Origin of the sequence: Motilimonas sp. 1_MG-2023, from assembly GCF_030547455.1 — a bacterium.
GTDB lineage: Bacteria > Pseudomonadota > Gammaproteobacteria > Enterobacterales > CBDFNC01 > Motilimonas.
Map to the genome: position 1 here is coordinate 1 of NZ_JAUOPX010000205.1, position 251 is coordinate 251.

The 251-nt window shown below is 46.6% G+C and carries 1 tRNA gene; it reads right to left on the reverse strand.

The features are described 5' to 3' along the window. Positions 1-65: 65 nt before the first annotated feature. Positions 66-142, reverse strand: a tRNA-Arg gene (locus Q4519_RS21945). Positions 143-251: the final 109 nt, after the last annotated feature.

The following is a 251-nucleotide window of genomic DNA, read 5'->3' on the forward strand; positions in this document are numbered from 1 at the left end:
CGTCAGACTTGTATACGAGATAGCTTATTTACTGCATCAATCTAATTGCTGCAATAAAATGAAAGTGGCGCGCATGGAAGGAGTCGAACCTCCGACCGCCTGGTTCGTAGCCAGGTACTCTATCCAGCTGAGCTACATGCGCGCAGTAAACTTTTTGTCTGGTGTAACAGGTTTCTTATTTACTGCATCAATCGAATTGCTGCAATAAAATGAAAGTGGCGCTCATGGAAGGAGACGAACCTCCGACCGCC